This window comes from Arthrobacter sp. Cza30 (assembly GCF_059090765.1).
The window spans coordinates 56,349-72,142 of record NZ_JBNHGA010000001.1; the positions used below are offsets into that span (position 1 = coordinate 56,349).

At 69.7% G+C, this 15,794-nt stretch carries 9 protein-coding genes; 7 read left to right on the forward strand and 2 right to left on the reverse strand.

What is annotated here, in order from left to right; translation table 11 throughout:
- The first annotated feature begins 17 nt into the window (after positions 1-17).
- The gene (locus tag AC5RVZ_RS00290; protein ID WP_494063788.1) at positions 18-5,438 is read left to right on the forward strand and encodes a fibronectin type III domain-containing protein; all 5,421 of its coding nucleotides are present in this window, start codon (positions 18-20) and stop codon (positions 5,436-5,438) included.
- Between the two features lie 81 nt (positions 5,439-5,519).
- Positions 5,520-6,503, forward strand: coding sequence for a Gfo/Idh/MocA family protein (locus AC5RVZ_RS00295; RefSeq protein WP_494063789.1), 984 nt, complete (start codon positions 5,520-5,522; stop codon positions 6,501-6,503).
- A gap of 21 nt (positions 6,504-6,524) precedes the next feature.
- Here AC5RVZ_RS00295 and AC5RVZ_RS00300 read toward each other — a convergent pair whose 3' ends face one another.
- On the reverse strand, positions 6,525-7,628 hold the full coding sequence (locus AC5RVZ_RS00300) for a LacI family DNA-binding transcriptional regulator (RefSeq protein WP_494063790.1): 1,104 nt from the start codon (positions 7,626-7,628) through the stop codon (positions 6,525-6,527).
- Positions 7,625-9,592, reverse strand: a complete 1,968-nt coding sequence (locus AC5RVZ_RS00305) for a heparinase II/III domain-containing protein (protein WP_494063791.1) — start codon at positions 9,590-9,592, stop codon at positions 7,625-7,627. The genes AC5RVZ_RS00300 and AC5RVZ_RS00305 overlap by 4 nt, the downstream gene beginning before the upstream one ends.
- 161 nt (positions 9,593-9,753) lie before the next feature.
- Between AC5RVZ_RS00305 and AC5RVZ_RS00310 the strand changes: the two genes are divergently transcribed.
- From AC5RVZ_RS00310 to AC5RVZ_RS00330, 5 genes are all read left to right on the forward strand, one after another.
- Positions 9,754-11,748, forward strand: a complete 1,995-nt coding sequence (locus AC5RVZ_RS00310) for a DUF2264 domain-containing protein (RefSeq protein WP_494063792.1) — start codon at positions 9,754-9,756, stop codon at positions 11,746-11,748.
- A gap of 50 nt (positions 11,749-11,798) precedes the next feature.
- Positions 11,799-13,097, forward strand: a complete 1,299-nt coding sequence (locus tag AC5RVZ_RS00315) for an ABC transporter substrate-binding protein (protein WP_494063793.1) — start codon at positions 11,799-11,801, stop codon at positions 13,095-13,097.
- Positions 13,098-13,185: 88 nt separating this feature from the next.
- A complete protein-coding gene (locus AC5RVZ_RS00320) occupies positions 13,186-14,130 on the forward strand; it encodes a carbohydrate ABC transporter permease (protein WP_494063794.1) in 945 nt (314 codons plus the stop codon).
- Positions 14,130-15,083: a carbohydrate ABC transporter permease gene (locus AC5RVZ_RS00325; protein ID WP_494063795.1), complete on the forward strand. Its 954-nt coding sequence runs from the start codon at positions 14,130-14,132 to the stop codon at positions 15,081-15,083. Before AC5RVZ_RS00320 ends, AC5RVZ_RS00325 begins: the two co-directional genes overlap by 1 nt.
- A 3-nt stretch (positions 15,084-15,086) precedes the next feature.
- Entirely contained in the window at positions 15,087-15,788 is a 702-nt protein-coding gene (locus tag AC5RVZ_RS00330) for a ferredoxin-NADPH reductase (protein WP_494063796.1), read from the forward strand.
- Positions 15,789-15,794 lie beyond the last annotated feature (6 nt).

The window sequence follows — 15,794 nt, forward strand, 5'->3', positions numbered from 1 at the left end:
ACGACGAGGAACCTTCCATGGCGAAGATGTCATCTGCCCGGATCACGGCCGCCCTCACGACCGCCGCGCTCGCGCTGACAGCGGTTGCGATTCCGCTCTCGCCTGCCGCGGCGGCGGTGACCGATCCGGTGGTGCTGACCGTCGACGGCGCCGACGTCGCCGCAGCGGCGCAGAATCGGAACGGGCTGACTTTCAAGGGCTTCGGCGTGCTGTCGGCGAACTCCACCAGCGCGCTGCTGCTGGACTACAAGGCGCAGCATCCCGACAAGTACTGGGAGCTCATCGAGACGCTCTTCGGCGGCGACCACCCGATCATGAACACCGTCAAGATCGAGATGGGCAACGACCGGAACACCTCGACGGGTCCGAACGCCGCCACGATGCGGTCGCGCGACGAATATCCGAACGTGCTGCGCGAACCCGGCTTCCAGCTCGCCGCGGATGCGCAGCTGGTGGCTCATGGCGACGTGCACGTGAGCCTCCTGCGCTGGAACCGTCCGACGTGGGTCACGAACCATCAGGACCAGTACATCTGGTTCAAGAACACCGTCCTCGCCGCCTATCGCGAGTTCGGCATCATGGTCGACTCGATCAACCCCGACGCCAACGAGACCGGCAACCCCGAGATCCCGCTGTACAAGGACTTCTCCGCCTGGGTCGCGAATGACTCCAAGGGCTACGAGGGCGCCACCGCCACCGATCCGAACAACGGCTTCGCGTCGGAGGAGGAGAAGAGCCTCTACCAGGCCATCCAGACCATCGCCGCCGACACCGTCGGGACACCACCGGTATCATTCGGCAACGCGATGACCTCGGCCACCGACCCGTCGCTGCGCGACGCCGTCGACATCGTCGGCTTCCACTACTCCAGCGCCGACGACAGTGCCGGCAACATGAAGAAGATCGCCGAGCAGCTCGACAAGGAGGTCTGGAACTCCGAGGGCCAGTCGACGTTCTCCAGCTCCGCCGACCGCCCGAACAACAACGCCAGCGACGAGCAGGGCGGCTTCGGCACCCAATTCGGAGGCACCAACAGCGCGCTCGAGATGGGCAACTGGGTGACAACGGGGTTCCACGCGTCGCGCCGAACGATGAACATCTTCCAGCCGGCGATCGGCTCGTTCTACGACGGGTTCCAGTACTCCTCGAAGGAGCTCGTGAACGCTCGTGAGCCCTGGTCGGGCTGGCTGTACTACGACGGCGGTCTCTCCGTGATCGAGCAGTTCACGCAGTTCGCGAAGCTCGGGTGGGAGAACGCCGACAACACCGCCGGCATCTGGCGCGCGATCCCGCAGGCCTCGCGCAGCGAGCTGGGCACCGGCAACCCGCCGGGCGGCGCCCGTGCGGGCGGCGCGTCGTACACAACGCTCGCGGCGCCCGACGCCTCGGACTTCTCGACGGTGATCATCAACGACTCCACATTCACGAAGACCTATCGCATCAACGCGAAGGGCCTGAACCTCGGCTCCGACCAGACGGCGGAGCTGTGGGAGACCCGCGCTGCCGACAAGGGCGAGGCGTACGACGCCAACTACCTGCAGCCGGTCGGCGAGCTCACGCCGGACGCGGGCGGCTCGTACACGGTGACGGTCAAGCCGTGGTCGGCACTGACCTTCACCACCCTCGACCATGCAACGGCCGGTGCCGACGGCGCGATCACCGCGAGGGACGGCTACGGCAGCTCGCTGCCGAGCGCGAAGGAGTACACCGACGCCGACGGCGGTCGCGACGTCCTCGACACGGATGTGTCGGGTCACGTCAACGGCGTGACCGACGACGCCTTCCTCTACGGCGACGACTTCGACTATCGCGAACAGGAGCCGATCAAGGGCTACGACCCCGAGACCGGTCGGGTGGTCGACACGGACGAGTCGTTCCTCGACGCCCGTGGCGGCCGAGCCAAGCCGGAAGGCACACCCGCCCTGCAGGCAGAAGACAACGGCGTGACGCCGCGCTACACGAACGACACCAACGGCGCGTTCGAGTCGGTGGCGACCCCCGATGCCGCCCATGGGCGCGTGCTGCGTCAGCAGGTCGGCCCGGGCATGGCGGGCGGAGCCTGGAACGGCGGTGATCCGAAGACGACCATCGGTGACGCGCGCTGGGCCAACTACACCGTCTCGGCCGATGTGCTGTTCGAGGCATCCGGATCCCAGTACGCGACCGTCGGCGCCCGCGAGCAGGGCGGCACGCCGAACGGGCAGAACGTGTCGGCGGCCGAACTGCGGATCGATCCGGCCGGCGCGTGGACCTTCATGCGCTACGGAGCGACGCTGTCGAGCGGCAGCGTCGCAGGCAACGCGGCGGTCGGCTTCCAGCCCGGTGCGGGCGTCTGGAACAACGTCGCCGTGAAGGTGGCCGGCAACGTCTACACCGCGTACGTCAACGGCGTCGAGGTCGCCGCCTATACGGACGCCGCGCCGCAGGCGGCCGGTCGTATCCAGCTCGGCTCGAGCTTCAGCTTCGTGCAGTTCGACAACCTCAAGGTCGAGACCGTGCCCGGCTACACGCCGTACTACGCGGCGATCGTCGACGGCATGCACCAGACGAGCTGGGACGACACCTCGGAGCCGGTCCTCGAGTTCGACGGCAGCTGGAGCCACGTGAACGGACAGGGCATGTTCGAGTGGCAGCGCACCGCCTCCAAGAGCACGGCCAAGGGTGCCGCGATGACGTACTCGTTCACCGGAACGGGACTGGACATCATCGGCACGAACAGCGGCGCGCCCACCGTCGACGTGATCGTCGACGGCATCACCGTTGCCACTGCCGCGCCGACCTTCCCGGCCGGCAGCGAGAAGACGGCGTTCATGCTGCGCGGGCTCGAGAACACCGCTCATACAGTCGTGATCAGGACGGCGAACGACAGCTCCATCAACGTCGATGCGGTCGGTGTGATCACCGCGACCGCGGACTCCGCCGCCGTCGACACGGCCCCGCTCGCCGCGGCCATCGACACGGTCGACGGCCTCGAGGAGAGCGAGTACAGCGCCGAATCGTGGGCCGTGTTCGCCGCCGTGCTCGCCAACGCACAGGAGGCGGTCGACGCGCCAGAGGAGTACGGCCTCGACGCCGAGGGCGCAGCAGCCATCGCCACGCGCCTCACCGCTGCCGCCGACGGCCTCACACCGAAGGATGTCAGCCCCGACGTCCTCGACCTCGGCGTGGTGACGGTCACGTCCAGCGAGCGAAAGCTTCCGGCCAAGCTCGACTTCGCCGGCACGGATGCCGCGGTGACGTGGAGCCTCAGCTCGACCGCCGGGGCCAAGACCGTTGCAGAGCTCGGCACCTTCGCGGGGACCGGTCGCTCGACCGAGAAGCTGTCGTCGGGCTACTACCAGCGCTTCAGCGCGACCGTGCTCGTCGTACCCGCCGATCTCGAGTACTTCATCGACTCGGGGGCGTCGGGCGCGCCGGAGGGCTCGGTCTACACCGGAGTGAAGGCATCCTTCCCGGACCTGCGCAACGATGCCGCCGACCAGAAGTGGGACGGCACGACCGCGGGCAAGACGTGGGGCTACTCCACCGCCGCGACGACGCTCGCCGCCGGCACTCCGCGCGACTGGGGCTCGTCGTACGTGGGCGCCGACTACAACAAGCCCGTCACGTACCACCTCGCGCTGCCCGCGGGCTCGTACAACATCGTCGCCGTTCAGGCGCCGCGTGCCGGCCTCACGACCAACGTGTACTCGAAGATCAAGGTCGCCGGCGCCGAGACGACGAAGACGGCGGTCTCGAACGGTGCGGCCACCCCGGTCGCGCAGACGCTGACGCTCGACGCGGATGCCATCGTCGATGTCGAGTTCGGCACCAACGGCACGAGCGGCTACAACGCCCGCCTCGCGCTCGTCTACGTGCAGACCCTGCCGCGGGACCTCGGAGTGCAGGGCGCTCTCGGCGTCGACGACGAGCTGCCCGGGACCGTCGACGTCGCAGGCACGCCGCGAGCCGTGGAATGGGATGCCGAGTCCGCCGCGCAGCCTCGCGCCGAGTACGGCAAGCTCACGGTCACGGGTCGGTTGGCGGACACCGACCAGCGTGTCGTCGCCGGCTTCGAGGTCGTGCCGCCGGCGCTCGTGTACTACATCGACTCCGGCACGAACGGGGCCGCGTCGCCGCAGTACTCCGCCGTCGCAGAGGCGGTCCCCGGCCTGCGGAACGACAAGGTCGACCAGGTCTCGACCGCCGCAGAACAGTGGGGCTATGTCGCCGACGGGATGAAGGTCAAGGGCACGACCGACATCAACGAGAAGTACTCGACGGGTCTGTACCAGGACACGACGAAGCTGATCTACCGGCTGCCGCTCGACGCGGGCACGTACACCCTGACCGGCGGCTTCACCGAGTGGTGGAACCTCAACCGCACGATGAACCACACCGTCTCGGTCGCGGGCACGGAGCTCGCGAAGGGCAACATCCCGCTGTCGGGCTCGAGCACCCCGCTCGCCGCCGCACTGACCTTCACACTGACCGGCCCCGCCACGGTCGACTACATCGTGACGAACGAGGGGGCGGGCAGTGAGCGACCCGTCATCTCGTGGCTCGCGGTGGCGGACCGGACCCTGCCGGGCGCTCCGCAGAACGCGACCGCGGTCGCCGCGGGCGACACCTCGATCAAGGTCTCGTGGGATGCCTCGGCGCTCACCGGACCCGGATTCACCGGCTACCGCGTGTACGAGGCCGGCGGCACCGAGCCCGTGTGCGAGACGGCTGAGACGGCCTGCACCGTCAAGGGCCTCGAGCTCGGCACGACGCACGCCTACGAGGTCGCCGGCGTGAACGAGCTGGGAGAGGGCGAGCGGTCCGCGGCGACGGTACCCGTCACCCTCCCGGAGGTCGCATCGGACGACGGCGCGAAGTCGGCCCCCGGCAAGGGCGTGCTGGCGTCGAACGACGGCTGGGACACGGGCCTGCAGGACGGCACCTTCCAGGTGACGATGAACCTCTGGTGGGGTGAGAACGGGTCGCTGTTCAAGCTCTACCGCGACGGCCAGATCGTCGCGAAGGTGCCGCTCACGATGATGTCGCCGGGCGCCCAGCGCGCCGTGGTCGATATCGAGGGCCTTCCCAACGGCACCTACGTCTTCACGGGCGAGCTGCTGAACTCGAAGGGCACCACGGCGACGCAACCGCTCACGGTGAAGGTGACGGACGCCTCGCCCGGCAAGCCCGCGCTCTCGGCCGACAACAAGGACGGCGACGGGAACTACACGGTCACGGCGAACCTGTGGTGGGGCACGAACGCGACGTCGTACCGGTTCCTCGAGAACGGCGCCGAGGTGGGTGCGGGTGAACTCGAGGCGGCGAGCCCCGACGCGCAGCGTGCGACGCTGAAGGTGTCGGACAAGGCGAAGGGCACGTACACCTACACGGTCGAGTTCACGAACGCCGCCGGCACGACGACCTCGAAGGAGCTGGCGGTCAAGGTCACCAAGTGACCACACGGAGCGGGCGCTCGGTGGACGAGCGCCCGCGCCGGCGCCGCGTGGACGACCTGCGCCGCTGGTACCGTCAACGAGATGCGCGCGACGAGATGGGGGGTGCTCGGCCCGGGTGCGATCAGCCGCGACTTCGTGGCGGGTCTGCGCGCGTCCCAGTTCGGCGTGCTCCGTGCGGTCGGCAGCTCCTCACCCGATCGCGCGGCAGCCTTCGCCGCCGAGCACGGTGCCGCAGCATCCGGTTCCTACGACGACGTGCTGACACGGGAAGACGTGGACGCGGTGTACATCGGGACCGTGCACACGACCCACGCCGACCTCGCGATCCGGGCGCTCGAGGCGGGCAAGGCGGTGCTGTGCGAGAAGCCCGCGAGTCCGACCACCCACGAGGTGGAACAGGTGCTTCAGACGGCGCAGCGCGTGCGGCGGCCGTTCCTCGAGGCATTCAAGACGAGGTTCGGCCCGTTCGCCGACGCGTTGCGAGGGTTCGCCGCAGGGGGTGAGCTCGGCACGCCGGTGCACGTCGATGCCGCATTCGGCTTCGCCGCCGGGTCGCGGAAGGGCCGTCTGTTCGATCCCGCACTCGCCGGAGGCGCCATCCTCGATGTGGGGTGCTACCCGGTCGCGCTCGCGGTGCAGATCGCAGCGGCAGGCCATCAGCCGCTGGACACACCGACGATCGCGAACGTCGTCGCGGACCAGGTCGACGGGGTGGACGCCACCGCGTCGGCCCGGATCTCGCTGGGCGGGCTGTCGGCGGGGGTGTCGGCCTCGATCGTCCGGACGCTTCCACGGTCGGGAGCGATCCGCTTCGCCCGTGGGGAGCTCGTCCTCCCCGAGGCATGGGGAAGCCGCTCCCGCAGCCCGTCCAGCATCATCGTTCGAGGCCGCGATCGCGAGCGCCGTGTCGAGCTGCCGGTCGTGCAGCCCATGGCGGCCGAAGCGGATGCGATGTCGCTCGCCCTCGCAGACGGGCGGCTCGAGGTGCCCGAGATGCCGTGGTCGCATACGCGCGCGGTCGCGCGCGTGCTGACGCAGTGGCGCGCAGACGCGATCGGCGCCTGATCGCCGGCTCCCGTGCGGAACTCAGGCGCCGCGCGGGGGCGCGGTCGAGCCGCGCACGTTCAGGATCGGGCTGAGCACGACGCGGTGGATCGGGCGCAGGGGATCCTCGATGCGTCGCGCGACGAGGTCGACAGCGGCTCGGCCGACAGCGGCGCGCGGCGGACTCACCGCCGTCAGTGCCGGCGTGAAGAGCTCGGCGACCTCGTCGTCGTAGGCGATCACCGAGAGGTCTCCCGGCACGGAGATGCCCCGGTTGAGCGCCAGGTCGACGAAGGCCATCGCCTCGGGATCGGAGTGAACGACCAGCGCGGTGACCGCGTTCGACAGTGCGGCGTCGAGAGCGGCGTCCACCACAGCCGAGAAGTCGGGGCTGGTGCGGGGTGGAAGGCTGGTCTCGAAGTGGTCGGCGGGCGTCAGCCCGAGCTCGGCGCACGCGGCCTGCCAGCCTGCGGCGATCTTGCGCGACGTGGGCGAGTCGCGCGCGATGATCAGGCCCACCCGCCGATGGCCGAGCGACGCCAGATGGCGGGCGGCGAGCACGGCACCCAGGGCGTGGTCGGTCGTGACGTTCTCGACCGGGGTGCCTCCCGGCAGCAGCACTGCGTCGCGCTCGACGAGGACGCTCGGGACCCCGCAGTCGGCAAGCCACTGGACGACGTCCTGAGCGTGCGGCGTGTCGGTGTTGGGTGCGACGACGAGGCCGCGCACGCCCTCCGTGTGCACGAGGCGCTCGAGGACCGGTCGTTCGTCCTGCAGTTCGTAGGATGCGCCGCGGAGGACCACCCGCATCCCGAGCTGCGCCGCCTCGGCCTCCGCGCCGCGGACGACGCTCGGCCAGTAGAAGCTCAGCGACGGCACCAGCATCGCAATGGAGCCGGTGCGTGAGCGACTGGCGTGCGCTGCGTCGGTGTCGTCGAAGCTGTTCGTGCTGGGCACGGCTCCGCCGTGCACGCGCACGAGAAGACCTTCGCGCTCCATCTGAGCCAGGTCGCGGCGAAGCGTCACGGGTGCGACGCCGAGCTCGTCCATGAGCTGAGCGACCCGCACTGCGCCGTCCCGCTCGAGCGCGGCCAGCACGTGCGCGCGCCGCTCGGCGGCCAGCAGTACCTGGGGCTGGTCGGTCATCGTGCGTCCTCCGGGTTCGTCGAGTCCTGTTCTACCGTGACCGTGAGGCCCGTGCGCGTCGTCACGTCGAGGTCGAGGCGTGTCAGGCGCTGGCCCCAGACGCTCGAGAGCATCGGGTCGTCCAGCTCGCGCACGAGCAGCGCGGCGACGACTCCATCGGGCCACGAGATGCGCACCGGCGTCACGCCGTCCAGTGGCGTCACGTACGCGGATGCCTCTTCCAGGCGCACGTCGCCGGCCAGCAGCATCCGCACCGTCGTCCGGCTCTCGCCGTGTCGCTTCCCCGGGGTCCAGGCGTCCTCGATCACGGCCTGCCGCGTCGTCCGGTCGAGTCGAACGGTGCGACGCCAGGACGACACCGGCGGACCGGGGTACGCGCCGGCGATCTCCGCCGCGAACGACGACGTCTCGTCGGTCAGCGAGACCTCGACATCCGCGGCGGCGAAGCGACGGCCGTCGTGCTGCTCGGTGCCCTCGATCGCGGGCACGTTGTGCCAGCCGCTCTGCATGGTCCAGATGTCGTAGCGGCCGGGGCCGAACGTCTGCAGCGTGTAGGTGGGGCGTCCGGCGTCCACGATGACGGGCACGCCGTCGGAGGCGACGACGAACGAGCCCACGTCGTTGTGGTTGTGGTGCTCTGCGTTGTTCCCGCCCTTCGCGGCGACGGTGAGTCCCCTTGACGAGCCGGCGCGCTCGCGGGCGAGCAGCACCTCGGTCGAGGCGAACCAGACGTCGCGGGGCAGAGGGGATCTCGCCTGCGCGAGCCCGCTCCACGCGCGGTCGGTGAGACCACGCAGGAGTCGGCCGAGGCCTTCGCGCTCGTGTGCGGCGGGCGCACCGGGAACGCGATGCGCGGCCGCATGGGATGCGGCGTCGTCATCGCCCAGGGCGCGCGCCGCTCGGTGCAGCGCGTGCCACGGCTGGGCTTCCGTGGGCCGCGCCTGGCCGTCGGCGAGATTGAGGTACCAGGCGCCGCCGAGGTGGACGCGGTGCGGGAAGGCCACCGTCTCGCGCAGCGCCGGGATGTCCCGGAAGTCCAGCGCCCCGCCGGTGGCGTGACGGAGGATCTCGAGCACCTCCAGGGCGCGGCATGCGCCGTTCCACCAGTACGCGTAGCCCTCGTCGATCGCACCGTCGTCGGGCAGCGACGACACGTAGCGGTCGAGCCCCTCGATCGCGAGCGCGATCACGCTCGCCCTCTCGATCGGGGCATGCGGGTCGTCCAGCAGCCGCAGCGCTGCGACGATCACGTTCCCGTGGATCCAGGGATTCCAATTGTGGACGTCGCCGTCCAGGCCCAGCCAGTGCCAGTCGCGGCGCTGGACGAACGGGTTGAAGATCCGCGTGCGGGCTTCGTGACGAATCCGTGCGCGGAACCCCGGATAGCGGGCCTCGAGCTGCGCGCCGATGAGGTGATCGATCCAGGCGAGCTGCCCCACCACCTCGCCCGCGCCCAAGTCCACGAACGGCTCGGTCACCGTGGCGAGCACCGACCCGCGTCGGACGAAGGCGTCGTCGTGGGCCGGCCAGCACCACGAGCTCTGCTCGCACAGAAGCCACACGCCGTCGAGCACCTCCGCGAGCCACCGGTCGTCGAGGGTGACGGCTGCCGCGACGACGGCGCGGCTCAGGCGGTGCTGCCGACCGAAGGCCACGCGCTCCCACCCTTCTCGGTCGCCGTCCAGATGCACGCGGGCAGCCGCGCTCGCGCGCGGAAGGGGCCACTGGGCTGCGAGGTCCGCTTCGGCACGGGAGATGATGTCGGAGACGCTCCGAGCATCGGCCACGCCACCGGGGCCCCACACCGTCCGATCGGCGGCGGGTGCGACCGGCAGCGACGAAGGCGGCGGCACGAGGAGGGACGCGAGAACGGAGGCGAAACCGGCGGTGTCGACCCCCGTCTGTCGCCGGAAAGCCGACGCGAGGCGGCCTTCGAAGCGGGCTTCTGCGATCACCGCCGACATGGTTCCTCCTCGAGAAATGGGCGGATCCGCGGCCCGATGGACGGCGAATCGATCAAAAACGATCATAACAAGTCTGAACCAGTCTTGCAACGACCGGTTCCGGTTGATACGCTCGCAAACGTTCGCTTCAACGGCGAGAAGAACGCAGCGAGGAGAGCCCAGTGACGGACCTGCAGCAGAGCACGTCGGCGCTCGCCGGCATCGGCTCCGGCTGGACCCGCGCGGACTGGCTGACGTACGCCGACCGACTGCTCGGCACGGCGCGCACCTACGCCTCGCCCGGCAATGGACGGATCCTCTTCCCCGGAGCCGAGGGCGGCTACGGCCGCGCGGTCGACGGCCTCGAGGGCTTCGCCCGCACGTTCCTGCTGGCCGGCTTCCGCATCGCCGGCGCGCGCGGCGAAGGCACCGAGGAGCTCGCCGAGTTCTACCGACGCGGCGTCGTCACCGGAGTCGACCCGCACGCTGAGGACCGCTGGGTGCGTCTCGAGGAGCACGCGCAGGCCAAGGTCGAGGCCGCCTCCATCGCCCTCGTGCTCGACATGACGCGTCCCTGGATCTGGGATCGCCTCGACGCGGTCACGCAGCAGCGCGTCATCGACTACCTCGCGCCGGTCGTGGGCGACGACACGTATCCCAAGACCAACTGGCTCTGGTTCCGCGTCGTCGTGCAGACCTTCCTGCGCTCGGTCGGCGGACCGTGGTCGGCCGACGACATCGCGCACGACCTCGCGCTGCACGACGCGCTCGTGCGCGATGACGGGTGGATCTCGGACGGCTTCGAGCGCTCCTTCGACCACTACGTCGGCTGGGCGCTGCACGTCTACCCGGTGCTGTGGTCACGGATGCAGGGCGCAGACGAGCTCGCCGACGGTCGCACCGCGGGCGACGTCGCGCGGCTGGACCGCTTCCTGCAGGATGCTGTCGCGCTGATCGGCGCCGACGGCTCGCCCCTGCTGCAGGGTCGCAGTCTCATCTACCGCTTCGCCGCCGCCGCCCCGTTCTGGGCCGGCGCCATCGCCGAGGTGCCGACAGTGCCGCTCGGCCGACTGCGCACTGCGGCCGAAGCCGTCGTGCGCCACTTCGCGTCACGCGGCGTGCCCGCAGCCGACGGCGTCCTCACCATGGGATGGCACCATGAGTGGCGGCACCTCGCGCAGTCGTACTCCGGTCCGGGCTCGCCGTACTGGGCGGTCAAGGGCCTCCTCGGCATCGTGCTGCCCGCCGACCACCCGGTGTGGTCCGCAACAGCTGAAGCGCTGCCCATCGTGACCGCCGACGATCTGCGGGTCGTGCGCGCGGCGGGGTGGGTCGTCTCCGGAACCTGCGCCGACGGCATCGTCCGCATCGCCAACCACGGCACCGACCACGCCGCCGAGGGCAGCATGGTCGGCGACTCACCGCTGTACGCCCGCATCGGCTACGCGACGGCAGCCGCGCCGCTGGCGGACCTGCGCGCCTGGGACGAGCCGCTCGAGCAGTCGGTGACGCTCGTCGACGCCGAAGGCCGGGCCACGCATCGCGCCGCGATGGAGCTCATCGACGTGCGCGTCCAGGACGACGAAGGCGGTCGCGTCGGCATGTCGGCATCCGTCTCGCGGGCGCACTGGATCACGCCGCGCCCCTCGGCACATCGCCACGGCTCCGGTGTGGAGGGCGACGTCGAGCCGGCGGGCACCGTGACGGTCCACTCGCTGCTGCGCGGACCGTGGGAGGTGCGCCTCGCGCGGGTCGAGTCCCTGGCGGATGGCGTGGACGCCGGATCGCTGACACTTCGCGTCGGCGGCTGGGCGATCGCGGCCGACAGCGTCGTGCATGAGGCAGGTGACGCCGGGGCCTGGGTGTCCGGGAACGGGCTGCGCAGCAGCATCCGCCCCCTCCTCGGCGCAGCGGTCGGGGCCATCGAGACGCGGCGCGACGCCAGTCCTCTCGGGGCCGAGGCCGCCGTGCCGATCACGACGCAGCCGGTCGCGGTGGGGGAGTGGACGGCCACGCTGCTCGAGCTCACCGCCGACGACCTCGCCGCCGACGCGCGCGCCGACGTCGCGTTGGCGTCCGACGGCATCGGAACCACCGTCACGGTCACGTGGCCGGACGGGACGGCGACCACGAGTCGCCTCGCACACCCCGGAGACGCGTCCGACGCTGACCGGTAACCCCGATGGGCCCGAGGACGGGTCCGCAATCACAAAGGAGTATTCCCAGAATGAAGCGCAAGTACGCAGCCGCGGCGGGCATCGCCGTCGTGGCGACGCTGTCGCTCGCGGCCTGCAGCGGCGGCTCCGAGCCCGCGGCCGAGGAGTCGGGTCCCGTCACGCTGAGCCTCTCGGGCTGGAGCCTGGACACCACGCCCGAGTTCCAGGCCCTGGCGGACGCCTTCCACGAAGCGAACCCCGACGTCACCGTCGAGCTCAAGGGCTACGACGCCGCCGAGTACAACACGCTGCTCACCGCCGACCTGGCCGCCGGATCGGGCCCGGACATCATCACGCAGAAGGAGGTCAAGTTCGTCCCGACATTCGTCGAAGGCGGTCAGCTCCTCGACGTGTCCGATGTCGAGCTCCCCGACGGCATCAGCGGTGCCGCCTCGTACGAGGTCGACGGCAAGGCATACGCGGTGCCCTATCGCAACGACTCGTGGGTGCTCTTCTACAACAAGGCGCTGTTCGACCAGGCGGGCGTGGAGTACCCCGACGGCTCGTGGACCTGGGACGACTACAACGAGGCGGCCACTGCACTGACCGAGGGCCTCGCCGCGGCGGGCAGCTCGGCCAAGGGCGCGTACCTGCACCGCTGGCAGTCGACCGTGCAGGGCTTCGCCAACGCCCAGACCGGGTCCGACATCCTCGAGGGCGAGTACGAGTACATGGAGCCCTTCTACGAGAACGTGCTCGAGCTGCAGTCCGAGGGCGCGCAGGTCGACTTCAACACGTCGAGCGCGAACCAGCTCACCTACCAGGGCGAGTTCGGCAAGCAGAACGCCGCGATGCTGCCGATGGGCACCTGGTACGTCGCGACGCTGATCGCGCAGCAGGCCTCTGGTGAGGCCGACGAGTTCGAATGGGGCATCGCCCCCATTCCGCAGGCCGACGAGTCGACCGCGGGACTGGAGAACACCCCCGTCACCTTCGGCGACCCGACCGGCTTCGGCATCAACGCCGGCATCGACGAGTCCAAGGTGCAGGCCGCGAAGGACTTCCTCGCCTTCGCCGCGGGTGAGGAGGGCGCGCAGATCCTCGCCGGCATCGGCATCACGCCGGCCGTGCTGAGCGACTCGGTCGTCGAGACCTACTTCGCCGTGGACGGCGCTCCCGCCGATGACCTGTCGAAGTTCGCCTACTCGACCCACGAGGTGTTCCCGGAGAACCCGACGTCGAACAAGGCTGCCGCCATCCAGGGCATCCTCAACGACATGCACACCGCGATCCTGTCGGGCTCCAAGCCCGTCGCGGACGCGATCACCGAGGCGCAGGAGCGCGTCGCCAACGAGGTCGGTCTCGACTGATCCCCTTCCCGCCGGCGGGCTCGGACATCCGGCCCGGGCCCGCCGGCGGACCATCCTTCGCACTCGTACATCCACCCGGAGGTCCGCCATGGCGACCATCACCGCCGCCGCCGAGACCGGTGCCGCGCCGCCCCCGCCCGTGCCTGCGCATCGTCGGCGCTCGAAGCTGAGGCTGCGCAACACCCTCATCGGGTGGAGCTTCATCCTTCCCAACTTCCTGGGCTTCGGGCTGCTCACGCTCATCCCGATCATCGTGCTGTTCTACATGTCGTTCACGAACTGGAACGTGTTCGGCACGGCGAACTGGGTCGGCCTCGACAACTTCGAGCGGCTGCTCGGCGACGGCAGCTTCCGCATCTCGGTCCTCAACACCCTCTACTACTCGGTGCTGCACATCCCGCTGACGATCATCGTCTCGCTGGGACTGGCGCTCCTGCTGAACAACAAGCTGCGCGGCGTCGCGTTCTTCCGCACCGCCGCGTTCTTCCCCTACATCACATCGATCGTCGCGATCGCCGTCGTCTGGAATCTGCTGTTCAGCCCCGACTACGGCCCGATCAACGAGTTCCTGCGGTTCATCGGCATCCAGAACCCGCCCGGATGGCTCACCTCCCCCGAATGGGCCATGCCCGCGGTCGTCATCGTGGGGACGTGGCGTGACATGGGCTACTACATGATCCTTTTCCTCGCCGGCCTCCAGACCGTTCCGCGTGAGCTGCACGAGGCGGCGCGCGTGGACGGAGCGAGCGTGTGGCAGCGCTTCGTCAACGTGACGCTGCCGTGCCTGCGGCCGACCATGTTCTTCGTCACCGTGATGCTCACGATCAACTCGTTCAAGATCTTCGACCTGATCCTCGTCATGACCGACGGCGGCCCCGGGCAGTCCACGCTCGTGCTGTCGCAGTTCATCTACCGCAAGGGCTTCGAGGAGAGCCAGTTCGGCTACGCCTCGGCAGCGGCAGTCGCGCTGTTCTTCATGTGCATCATCGTGACGATCCTGCAGTTCCTCTGGAACAAGAAGCGGAGCATCTGATGACCGGTACGACCCAGACCGCGTCCGACCTGCAGACGATGGCCATCGTGTCGCCCGAGATGCCGCGCCGCGGACTGCGCAAGCTCTCCGGCGGCGCGCCGCAGCCGGCCGGACGCGAGAAGCTGACCCCGGCCCGGCGGGTCGGTCGGATCGCGATGTACGTCGCACTGATCGCGTTCGCGATCGGCCTGCTCACGCCCTTCGTCTGGATGGTCATGAGCTCGCTGAAGTCGGCGAACGAGGTGTTCTCGGTGCCGGTGCAGTGGTTCCCGGACGCCTTCGTGTGGGAGAACTACGTCGACATCTGGACGCAGTCGAACATGCTCGTCTGGATCCGCAACACGCTGTTCCTGGCGGTGGTGGTGACGTTCCTGCAGGTGCTGACCGGGTCGTTCGCGGCGTACGGCTTCGCGCGCATGCGCTTCCGCGGGCGCGACGTCCTGTTCCTGCTGTACGTCGGCACGATCGCCGTCCCGTGGCAGTCGTACATGATCCCGCAGTTCATCCTGCTGTCGAACTTCAAGGTGTCCGACACCCTGTGGTCGATCATCCTTCTGCAGGCCTTCGGCGCGTTCGGCGTGTTCCTGATGAAGCAGTTCTACGAGACCATCCCCGAGGAGCTCTCCGAGGCGGCACGGCTCGACGGCCTGAGCGAGTACGCCATCTGGCGCAAGATCATGCTGCCGCTGTCGATTCCGGCGCTGGCGTCGCTCACGCTCCTGACCTTCGTGAACACGTGGAACGACTACCTCGGGCCGCTCATCTACCTGCGCAACCCCGACCTGTGGACGATCCAGCTCGGCCTGAAGGGCTTCGTCTCGAACCTCTACGACACCAACTACGCGCTGCTGTTCGCAGGGCTCACCATCTCGGTCATCCCGATCGCGGTCATCTTCCTCCTCGGCCAGAAGTACTTCGTCGAGGGCATCGCGACGAGCGGACTGAAGGGCTAGGCCATGAAGAAGTCCGGCCCGCTGCAGAAGCTCAACGGCCTCGTTCCGCACGACACGTGGGCGTCCCTCATCGGCATGGTGTACCTGGCGCTGGTCGTGAACCTCCTGCTCGTCATCTCGTGCATGCCGCTCGTGGCGCTCCTCATGATGACCGACCCGGCCCGCTCGTGGCCCCTGCTCGCGGTCGCCGCGCCCCTCGCGGCTCCCGGCGTCGCGGCGGCGTTCCGCGCGTTCCGCGAGCACGCGGCGGGCGGCCTCGGCCCGGTGCGCGCGTTCATCGCGGGGATCCGCGAGACGTGGTGGCGCGCGCTCGTGACCGGCGCAGCCGTCACGGCGGTCGTCGTGGTGCTGCTGGTGGACGTGCGGATGCTGTCCGCCACGCCCGCAGCCGTGTTCACGGTTCCGCTCCTCGGCGTGCTTGCGGTGCTCGCGGTGGCCTTCGGGCTGGTCGCCCTCGTCGCGATCGCCGAAGTGCCCGGCGCCCGCTTCGGCGACGTGCTCCGCGCGAGCGTCCATCTCGCTGTGCGTCGCTGGTACCTCACCGCCGTGTCGCTCGCGGCGCTCGCGGCGCAGGCGGCGGTGTTCGCGACCGCACCCGCGATCGGACTGGGGCTGACGGCATCCGCCGCCCTGTATCTCGCTTGGACCAACTCGCGCTTCACGCTCCGCCCCGTGCTCGACCTCGACGAGCCGGCCGCCGCCTGACGGCGC

Excerpts from the sequence above, each read along its gene's own strand:
- AC5RVZ_RS00300 (WP_494063790.1), bottom strand. The coding sequence starts at position 7,628 with ATGACCGACCAGCCCCAGGTACTGCTGGCCGCCGAGCGGCGCGCGCAC.
- AC5RVZ_RS00305 (WP_494063791.1), bottom strand. The coding sequence starts at position 9,592 with ATGTCGGCGGTGATCGCAGAAGCCCGCTTCGAAGGCCGCCTCGCGTCG.
- AC5RVZ_RS00290 (WP_494063788.1), top strand. The coding sequence starts at position 18 with ATGGCGAAGATGTCATCTGCCCGGATCACGGCCGCCCTCACGACCGCC.
- AC5RVZ_RS00320 (WP_494063794.1), top strand. The coding sequence starts at position 13,186 with ATGGCGACCATCACCGCCGCCGCCGAGACCGGTGCCGCGCCGCCCCCG.
- AC5RVZ_RS00315 (WP_494063793.1), top strand. The coding sequence starts at position 11,799 with ATGAAGCGCAAGTACGCAGCCGCGGCGGGCATCGCCGTCGTGGCGACG.
- AC5RVZ_RS00330 (WP_494063796.1), top strand. The coding sequence starts at position 15,087 with ATGAAGAAGTCCGGCCCGCTGCAGAAGCTCAACGGCCTCGTTCCGCAC.
- AC5RVZ_RS00325 (WP_494063795.1), top strand. The coding sequence starts at position 14,130 with ATGACCGGTACGACCCAGACCGCGTCCGACCTGCAGACGATGGCCATC.
- AC5RVZ_RS00295 (WP_494063789.1), top strand. The coding sequence starts at position 5,520 with ATGCGCGCGACGAGATGGGGGGTGCTCGGCCCGGGTGCGATCAGCCGC.